Here is a 220-nt window from a genome sequence, read left to right as displayed (position 1 = left end):
CCCAAAAGCCGGTGGTCGGGGTGGAGGAATTTGGCCGTCCGCGCTCACCGAGCCGGTGGTCACTTCCCCGGGGGAATTTGCCTCCGCACCGGCCCGCAGCGCCTGATAACGTCAGCCGGTGAATCTCGCGCTGGCTGGTGTTGCGATCAAGTAATGTAAGTACGGTGCTTTGCAGATGTCGCTTCAAGACGTTCAACTCCCCGGCCCCTTGCTGGCTAAA

Annotated in this window: 1 pseudogene; it reads right to left on the bottom strand. The window is 61.4% G+C overall.

The annotated features are described in order from the left end of the window. Positions 1-220 (bottom strand): annotated as a pseudogene (locus QJT78_RS52785) (IS21 family transposase); the annotation flags it as partial.

This window comes from Bradyrhizobium sp. Mp27 (genome assembly GCF_029953005.1).
GTDB classification, from domain to species: domain Bacteria; phylum Pseudomonadota; class Alphaproteobacteria; order Rhizobiales; family Xanthobacteraceae; genus Bradyrhizobium; species Bradyrhizobium barranii.
The sequence above is the reverse complement of the archived record's forward strand: the minus strand, read 5'-3'. Positions and strand labels throughout refer to the sequence as shown.